9 protein-coding genes are annotated in these 9101 nt (G+C 35.6%); 3 read left to right on the top strand and 6 right to left on the bottom strand.

Annotation, left to right across the window (positions count from 1 at the left end):
- Nucleotides 1–162 precede the first annotated feature (162 nt).
- The 3 genes from V7122_RS23730 (at nt 163) to galE (ending at nt 4315) form a co-directional block, all read left to right on the top strand.
- A complete protein-coding gene (locus tag V7122_RS23730) occupies nt 163–1392 on the top strand; it encodes a glycosyltransferase family 4 protein (RefSeq protein ID WP_335529645.1) in 1230 nt (409 codons plus the stop codon).
- Between the two features lies 1 nt (nt 1393).
- A complete protein-coding gene (locus V7122_RS23725; RefSeq protein ID WP_335529642.1) occupies nt 1394–2860 on the top strand; it encodes an oligosaccharide flippase family protein in 1467 nt (488 codons plus the stop codon).
- Between the two features lie 483 nt (nt 2861–3343).
- Complete coding sequence (galE, locus tag V7122_RS23720) at nt 3344–4315, top strand: UDP-glucose 4-epimerase GalE (RefSeq protein WP_335529639.1); 972 nt, start codon at nt 3344–3346, stop codon at nt 4313–4315.
- Between the two features lie 329 nt (nt 4316–4644).
- On the opposite strand, the gene V7122_RS23715 is transcribed toward galE, so the two are convergent.
- The 6 genes from V7122_RS23715 to V7122_RS23690 all read right to left on the bottom strand — a co-directional run bounded on the left by V7122_RS23715 (nt 4645) and on the right by V7122_RS23690 (nt 9044).
- A complete protein-coding gene (locus tag V7122_RS23715; RefSeq protein ID WP_335529637.1) occupies nt 4645–5004 on the bottom strand; it encodes an IS66 family transposase in 360 nt (119 codons plus the stop codon).
- Between the two features lie 697 nt (nt 5005–5701).
- The gene (locus tag V7122_RS23710) at nt 5702–6211 is read right to left on the bottom strand and encodes a competence protein ComK (RefSeq protein ID WP_335529636.1); all 510 of its coding nucleotides are present in this window, start codon (nt 6209–6211) and stop codon (nt 5702–5704) included.
- Nucleotides 6211–6747 carry a competence protein ComK gene (locus V7122_RS23705; RefSeq protein ID WP_335529633.1) on the bottom strand — a complete coding sequence of 179 codons (537 nt, stop codon included), beginning with the start codon at nt 6745–6747 and terminating at the stop codon, nt 6211–6213. The genes V7122_RS23710 and V7122_RS23705 overlap by 1 nt, the downstream gene beginning before the upstream one ends.
- 168 nt (nt 6748–6915) lie before the next feature.
- Nucleotides 6916–7152 (bottom strand): helix-turn-helix domain-containing protein, encoded by a 237-nt coding sequence (locus V7122_RS23700; RefSeq protein WP_335529631.1) that lies wholly within the window; start codon nt 7150–7152, stop codon nt 6916–6918.
- Between the two features lie 264 nt (nt 7153–7416).
- Nucleotides 7417–7902: a sigma-70 family RNA polymerase sigma factor gene (locus V7122_RS23695; protein WP_335529628.1), complete on the bottom strand. Its 486-nt coding sequence runs from the start codon at nt 7900–7902 to the stop codon at nt 7417–7419.
- A 281-nt stretch (nt 7903–8183) separates the two neighbouring features.
- Nucleotides 8184–9044 (bottom strand): hypothetical protein, encoded by an 861-nt coding sequence (locus V7122_RS23690; protein ID WP_335529625.1) that lies wholly within the window; start codon nt 9042–9044, stop codon nt 8184–8186.
- Between the last annotated feature and the right edge of the window lie 57 nt (nt 9045–9101).

Below are 9101 nucleotides of genomic sequence, written 5' to 3'. Positions count from 1 at the left end.
GAAGTGAATCGGATATTAAGGAAGTTAGTAGTTAAATTCATATGTCTAATTTATTGATGGGTATTTTATTAAATTTTAGGATCATAGGCATTTTATTATTATTCATTATCTAAAATCAAACAGGAGTATTATTAAATTTAACTATGAAGGAATGGGATAAACGTGAAAATATTATATGTAACATCAGTCTGGACACCATTGTATCCTATTTTATATAACCGGGAATCAGAAGTAAAAGGAATGCCGGCTTTTGTTTATGTGTTGAAAAAATTAATTGAAGAAGGTAATGAAATTGATATTATTTTTTATGATAATTGTATGGATAACGAGAGAAATCGATACAGCATTTCAAGCGATTGGTTTAAAAAGGTAAATATATTAAAACATGTTTATATTAAAGATAACAAATCAGTAAGAAAAATAATTTCGACTTCATTAGGTTATATCAAAATTGCAAATGCGGTTAAAAGGGCTTTAAATAGTAAAAAGTATGATTTTATATATGGACACGGGCCATTATCTGAAGCTGCAAGTCATTATGCAAAAAAATATAAAATACCTTTTGGGCAAAGGCGATATGGTGACACATACTGGGATTTAATAGAAAAAAAAGGTTGTTTATATGCTTTTTTATCTCAGCCGTGGAATTACTACTCTTATAAAAATAAAAAAGCTTTTATGTTGGCAACAAATGATGGTTCAAGAGTAGATAAAACATATGAATTAATTAATAAAGGTAAAAAACCTTATCCCTTTTATATGTGGTTAAATGGAGTACCCCAACAACCTTCAGATATCACCTTGGAAATTGATAAAGCTAAGTTTCAAAAGCCTTACTTGTTTTATGCAGCAAGAATAGCTAGTTGGAAAAGGCAACATTTAGCATTAGAGATATTGAATATATTGAAGAAGAGAAATCTTGAAATTAATTTGTTTATTGCTGGTCAAAACGATGATGATCAGTACTTTAATTATTTATCTAAGAAAATTGATGAGTATAATATTAAAGACCAAGTATTTTTTATAGGTAGTGTAAATGTTCAGGAATTGCAATATTTAGCTAAAGAATCTCTAGCATCGCTATCGTTATATGATCCATGCAATCTTGGAAATGTTTTTATCGAATACTTTTCTGCTGGAAGTTTAGTTATTTCTTGTAATGATGGATCATTAGATGGGATAGTAAAAAACAATGAAAACGGTTTTCTTGTAGACGATATGGAACAAGCAGCAAATATTATTGAAAGTTTATTAAATGATGAGAAGCAATGGATGAATATTAGAGTCAAAGCAAAGGAAACTTCAGAAAGAATGTTTTTATCATGGGAAAAAAGGGTAAGCAATGAAATTGAACTTATAAAATCAGCAATTAATAGTGTAAGGATGGAATAATTTGAAACCCTCAATAGCTACAGATGCAGTAAAACTTACTACATCTAAAATTATTATTCTCACTATATCATTTTTAAACGCAATGTTATTATCGCGTTTTCTAACCCTTGAAGAGTATGGAACCTATTCTCAAATTTTTTTGGTGATAAATCTTTTAGTAACTGTCTTTATGTTAGGATTACCTAATAGCATAAACTTTTTTTTGGCAAAGGCGGAAAGAGATGAGGAAAAGCAGAAGTTTTTGTCTGTTTATTACTCACTTAGTACTATTTTAAGTCTTATCACTGGCTTAGCTTTGGTTCTAATTACCCCAATTATTGTGAATTATTTTGATAATGAGCATATTAAGAAGTTTATATACGTATTGGCATTTTATCCATGGTCTAGAATAATTCAGTCAAGCATAGAAAATATATTAGTAATATATCAGAAAACTACATATCTAATGACATTTACTACTCTACACGGCATATTTCAATTATCAATAATTGTTATAGTGATTGTTTTTAATGAATCATTTAGTATGTATATGCTTCTTTTTGTAATTATGGAAGCAATTTTTACATTTAGTGTCTATTTGATAGTCAAAAATCTAGTTGGAAATGTAGCTATTAATTTTGATAAACAATTGATAAAAAGAATATTTAAGTTTTCACTTCCTATAGGATTGGCATCTGTTATTGGGACAGTAAATATAGAATTTGGAAAATTATTGATTGGTAGATTTTTTAATACAGAGGAGCTAGCTATTTATACAAATGCAACAAAAGAAATGCCAGTTACTATAATTGCTACTTCTCTAACAGCAGTTTTAATGCCTCAACTAGTTCGGCTACTTAATATGAGTAAAAATGAAAAGGCAATCACCTTATGGGGAGATGCTACAATATTGTCTTATTTGTTCATATGTTTTTTTGCTGCAGGTTTGTTTACTTTTGCTCCAGAAGTAATATCGCTTTTATATTCAGATAAATATCTTCCCGGTGTTACTGTATTCCGAATATGTACCATTGTTTTATTATTAAGATGTACTTATTTTGGGATGATACTAAACTGTATCGGTAAAACAAGTTTTATATTTTATAGTTCTCTATTATCCCTGGTATTGAATGGAATCTTATCCATAGTATGCTTTTTCATTTTTGGGTTTATTGGTCCTGCAGTTTCAACTGTATTATCAATTGCAATGATACAAATTTTGCAACTGGTTGCAACTTCGAAAAGTATAAAAATCTCGTTTAAAAAAGTGTTTCCATGGAGAACTGTTGGTATTATTACTATACTTAATTTCTTCTTAGCAATAGCATTTAGCTTGATAAAGGAATATGTTTCTTTAGAAAATTCTTTAGGTGAAATATTTGAATCTATAATATTAGGTTTATTGTGGGGCACATTCTATTTTACAATCATGGCAAAATATATTAAACAAAAATGGATTGTATTAAATGAGGTAAAAGTTAGTTCATAAATTTTATACTAAAGGGTGATATGAACAGGAAGATGATAACTATAATTGGAGCTAGTCCTTAATTTATTAAAGGAACTCCATTTTCTAATGTGTTTAGAAAAGAAAATCACGAGATATTATCATACTCGTCAACATGAAAGCATAGGGACGGTTCTTGCGCTTCCAACCAATTTTATTTAGGGTTTATAGAAGTTTGTGAAGTGTTTTGGAATATTTAATGTAAAATGAATTTGAATAGGGAATGGCCTAAATGATCACTCTTTTAACAAAACGGGGATGGTTCTTGCGTTTCCTTCCAGGTGGGGAAACATATAGGCACATATATGAACTGTGAAAACATGAGAACCGTCCCTAAGAAACCGTGCCTGTCACCACTCGTATAATTTTGTTACATACAATGTTCCACGATGTTAGTTAGAGAGGGGTGGATTTCCAGATACAAGAGTATTTGTGAATTTGTGGATAAACAAAGGAGTTTTGCAAATGATATTAGTAGTAGGTGGAGCCGGATATATCGGCAGTCATCTTGTTAAAGAGCTGATTAAAAATGAAGAAGTAGTTGTATTAGATAATCTTTCTACCGGTCACCGTGAGGCGATTGATAAAAAGGTTATTTTTGTTGAAGGAAATTTAGGTAATGAGGAAAATGTGGAGCGCGTTTTTTCAAAATACCCGATAAAAGCAGTTATGCATTTTGCCGCTAACAGCTTAGTAGGGGAGTCTGTTGTTGATCCAATGAAATACTATGAAAACAATGTAGCAGCTACTCTTACTCTATTAAAGGTCATGATCAAAAATAACGTAAAGAATTTTATTTTCTCATCAACTGCAGCAACTTATGGGATTCCTAAGGTTGATATGATCGATGAGTTCACTGAGACTAATCCAATTAATCCATATGGCAAATCTAAGCTGATGATTGAACACATTCTAGCTGATTATGCGCAAGCTTATGACCTTTATTACGTTGTGTTAAGATACTTTAACGCTGCAGGAGCCTCCGAAACGGCAGAAATTGGGGAAAGTCATGATCCAGAAACTCATCTAATTCCAATCGTGCTGCAGCACTTAGCCGGAGCTCGAGAGAAGGTAACTGTATTTGGATCGGATTATGATACACCAGATGGAACGTGTATTCGTGATTATATTCATGTTACAGACTTGGCTAGGGCTCACATATTTGCCTTGGATTCCTTAATAGAAGGTAAGAACAAAACAGCAACTTATAATCTTGGAAATGGATTAGGTTATTCTGTTAAAGAAGTTATTGAGACATGTGAAAAGGTAACTGGTTTAAAGGCCAATGTTGAGTTGAGTGAAAGACGTCCTGGGGATCCTGCTAGATTAGTTGCTTCGGCACAGAAAATCTATAAGGAGCTTGGTTGGAAAGCGGAGAAGGAATTAGAAATTATTATTAAAAGTGCTTGGAGATGGCATCAGGCACAGAACTATTGATGAAAGAATTATGTCTTTGCTTAGCTAAAGAGTTTATAGCTTTAATCCGATAAAGGATGCTCCTTTTTGAATTGTGAGCCCGAAATAAAAAATAATCGCCCTTTACGGTGCGTATGACAAATAACCGTATATCATGATTATTTTAATCAGATGTACGGTTATTTCATTTTATTATTTGCCATATTCTGCTTGGATCATTTTTGACCAAGGCATATATTGATTTAGAATTTCTGGATGTTGATAGATATCAAGATTCGGTAAATCCGTCAGTAACTTCAAGAGATAACGATAGAAATCCACACCGTTTGCTTTTGTAGTTTCTGCGATACTTAAACAGATGGCGTTGGCTTTTGCACCAGCTTCACTGACGGAAAAGAGCCAGTTTTTTCGACTGGATTATTATCAATTTCGATACGACCATCCTTCAAGAATGCTTTTAGTCCATTCGCTCTGTTCAGAGTATATTCAGCTGCCTTCGCAAGCGCGTTCTTGCCGTAGAATGGTAATTTTTCAAACCAGTCAAAGAATTTCTTAACGATTGGCAGCGCAAATTTTTGACGTTTCTTTCTTCGCTTACTTGGAGACAAATGCTTGAATTCCAAGTCGATACAAAGCAACACAATAGCTGAACGATTTGTCCATTCTTGCTGTTCACTTTCATCCAATAACGCCGAACACGCAGCCAACAATTTGCGAAGGTAATGCCTTCTATTTTGTCATAGGCCGAATAACCATCACAGACAATCGTTCAAGAATAATCTTTAATGAGTAAGCCCCCATTCAAACAACGCATATAAACACGCTGCACCTCCTGGTAGGATACTAGTATCAAATTTTTTGAGGGGGTGCTTTTCTAATGCCGCAAAATAAATTGACAATCGTCCCCGTTACACTTCTGTTTATGGCATCATATAAATGCAAGGTATGGCATTTAATTTGTGCAGGCCCCTCGAGTATTGTTACTCTGTTGTAAATGAAACTAAATTCGTGCTGGATCTCCAGTTAAGATCGTTAGAAATTTTATCAATCGTTTGATAGACCGTATAAATGCGTTGCCCCACTTGATTTAGCTGGGATCCAATTAAACGATTGATTGATATGTATTTTCCTAGTTGCAGACGGATGAGAGACTGCCACACTTCTTATCCTAACCATCTATCCAATCACTTTTACTTTTTCCTGAATCGTGTCTTTTTTTGTTCCAAAGTAAAGAAAAGCGAACCTCTTGTCATTTCTTCTAGCTGTTCAGCTCTTTTAATTTTACAGTTGAATGAGGAGAGTTTGGCTAAGATGCATTTGGTTTGGCCGTTGCTGTAGGTGATGGATGTTTTCGGGTTGAGGCTGGTTGTTCTTTTGATGTGGGCGGGATTAAACTAGACGCACTCTTCATGCTTCGCTGATTTGTGGGAACACGACAATTCGGTCAATCGGATTGACCAAGACTGGGCAACAATGTACAATGCCTAGCAATCTTTTTGATGACTCTATGGCGCCTCTTAAGTTATACCCGATGCTTCTTATGCTTTCATCGAGAATCTCAAGGGGGGTTTGTAGACCATAAATGACTTGTTTGTTTCGTTGACGTGTGTGCATAGCTTCCCGTAACGATCCCGAAGACCTGCCATTTGTACGAAGTTTTTGTTGATGGTATAGCGTTGTTTCATAAACAAGTGTCTCTTTTCCTTTGGCAGCATGCTGCTGAACATTTTTTTCTGATTCCTTTTTGCGCATCCTAGCTCTACGTATGTCTTTCTGAATTTCTTCTAGTAATTCTAAGGGGTTCATCTCAAAGGCATATGCTAGAGAATTGAAGGTAGTAAACTTTGGTATAACCTGATCGTTTTCAATTTTTCCGATTGTTCCCCGATCGAAGGAGCTATCCCCAACAAGAGCCATTATATGCTGCGCCTCCCGTTTTCAACTTTTTTCACAGGTCTATTATCCGAGTCAATCATCATGGTGAAATGACCTCCTGGTGTTCCTGTTGTCATTTTATTATATTGTTCGGCGGTTTGAAGTTTTGAATTAAAGGCTGATAGTTTTGCTGGAAAGATCAAAGTTTTTCCGTTGCTGAGTGCGACGGCTGTTTTTCGGAAGATGCTAGTGGTTCTTTCGATATGATACGGGTTAAACCAGATTGTATCCTCATGTTTGGGAGATTTAGTGGGGAATACGACAATCTGATTAATTGGATTCACCTTAATGGGGCACATATGAATATCGCCAAGAAGTCTCCTGGAAGTGGCGATGGCGCCCTTTAAGTCAAAGCCAAAGGCACCGATACTCATATCAAGGACCTCAAGAGGGGACATGTCAACAAGGAAGGTTCTGGTTGTTTCGATGATTTGTGTACATAGCTTTCCATAGCGGTCATAGTGACCCATCATGTACATAAATTCAGTCGTAATGAAATAGTGATTTTTCATAGGCATTTTGAATAACTCCTTTTGGGAAGGTGATTTAATAAGGTTAGAAAAAAGTATGCGCTTTAATGAGTGGGGACTGTTTGATAGCTGGGATTCAAAGGGGGACTTATATTAAGAAGTCTTAGATCATAGAAGAAAAAGTGAGGACGGCTGCACCATTTCTATTGAAGCGAATTAGTCCTCACCGTCTTCTTCCGTATCAATAATTCTAATAATTTCATTGGTATCTGTAATGTCGAGAGCTTCGGCAATTTTTTGAATATGCTTAATTTCAATTCTCTGCCTCTTTTGATTGGCCAATTCATTTAATGTCGAATGCCGAATATCCGCTAGCCTTCCCAATTCCCGAATTGATTTAATATTACGTGATTCTATTAACTTATGTAGGGCGATCTCCACTTCTTTTCCCATAGCTCTCTACTTCCAATCTTATAGACTTATATAGAAGCTATCACATGGAAAATTTCAAAGTGGTACGCTTATACGTATCATTTTTGGGGAATATGTGACGAAACATTGACATGGTGCCAGACACGAATGAAAAAGGGATGACATTGTTTATTCATTGCGTTTTAGTGCGCATTTATTGGACTACATCACCGTGAAGAAATCCTTCAAAAGGAAGCGAGAACGTGACTCCTTGCTCCCTTTTTTAAACATTAAAAACTTTTAGTATTACTGAAGTGCTTTTCTAAGCTTCTCTTTCGCTCCCGAACGCCAATTTTTCACAGCTGACGCAGAAACCTGTTCAATAGCAGCAATCTCTGTGACGGTTAGTTCTTTTAAAAATGTATATAGAACCCATTTTGTCTGATTTTCTGTTAATTCTCCAGCTTGGCAATAGGAGAGTAGAATATCTTCATCCATCGAGCAGAAGTTGAAATCGTCTTCGATATCCTCTAGAAACTTTTCCTCAACGTGGATCACTTTATCCGCATGTCGATTCATTCTCGTCATTTCTGTCTGCAATCTCCCTCTAATATAGGGGTATGCGAAACTCGTGAAGATTCCTTTTTTCGCATCAAAACGCTCATACGCTTCCCATAATGCAATAAGGCCAACCTGAAAGAACTCATCCTTGTTCGTATAAATGCTTAAAGACGAAATAATCTTGTAAATCATCGGCGTATATTGATCTTTAACCTGTTCAAAGCTTTCCATCAGAATTCCCTTCAGAAAGCGCGCTTTACCATGTATTCCCGGGTTATCTACAGCATACTTAGAAATCATTTGATCATCGAACAGATCAAAATCCAATTTGAACGCTAAACAGGGGTGAAAAGTCGAAAAACAGCATCAAAAAGGAACTTTGAACGCAAAATAAGGATTTTGGTCCCGATTTGTGCCAAATTGGATCGAATGGACGGTTCCCTTGTCCCAGTTGCTTAAAGGAAAAGTCGATAATGGAATAGGGAACAGGATCATATGTTTAGAAAAACCGATTATGTCGCAGTAGAACCAAATATGATGTCTCTAAAAAGCTCGCTCATCCAGGAAGGACCGATAGATTTATCTGTATGTATTGTTACAGGAAAGTCCACTTCGTAAAGCTCTTCGAAATAGAGTTCCTGAAGTTTTTTATCTAGAATTCCATAGTAATAGGCAAGGGGCTTGATGACCTTGGCAGCTGTTTTCATTTTTCGTATGAGCTGTTTAATGGATGAAATGGCTATGGATAGCACTCTCTCCCTGTCGTTTACTCGGTTATGGCGATAAGCAGCAATAATAGTCATTCTCCAGAATTCCTCAATGCTTTTGGCTTCAGGAAAAAAGTACTTAACCACTTGAACAAAGTCATTAGGCACACGGTCACTTGTATAGGTGTGATCGAGACACGTATCGCCCACGTTACGTTTTTTATTGTTTTTAATATTAGTTTTAGAAAGATTACTAGTTTTTATAGGGGAGTCCAATTTTTCCTTCTTAGGTGGTTCACTGTTAGGAAAACGTTTGAACACATAAAGGTTGCTGGACTGTGAGCCGTTCTTTCTCTCCGTTTCATGGACAGTCATGATGCCAAGCTCCGTGACCTTTGCAATCATCCTTTTGAAGGTAGAGCGGGAAATTCCATTGCCATTGAACTCCTCGTGGATCGCCTTTAACACCGTCCCGATTTTCGCATTACACACACCCGGCACTTTCGCCGCAAAGCGAATAAGCCGCTTCAATCCGACAAGCTCCCCCTTGGAAAGCTTGTCCTTATGAACCGACATCCACATTTCAATATGAGTATTAAATTCCTCTAAACTCTTAAACTGTGAAAAAGACTCAAACTGTTTGATATTGCCTGATTTCAAATTCATTTACATGCACCACCCTTTATTTGTTACATATGGATTTAGGGTGGGAAAGGACAGGGT

It is taken from the genome of Bacillus sp. JJ1532, assembly GCF_036965085.1.
In the GTDB taxonomy this organism is placed as follows: Bacteria; Bacillota; Bacilli; order Bacillales; family Cytobacillaceae; genus Cytobacillus.
The sequence above is the reverse complement of the archived record's forward strand: the minus strand, read 5'-3'. Positions and strand labels throughout refer to the sequence as shown.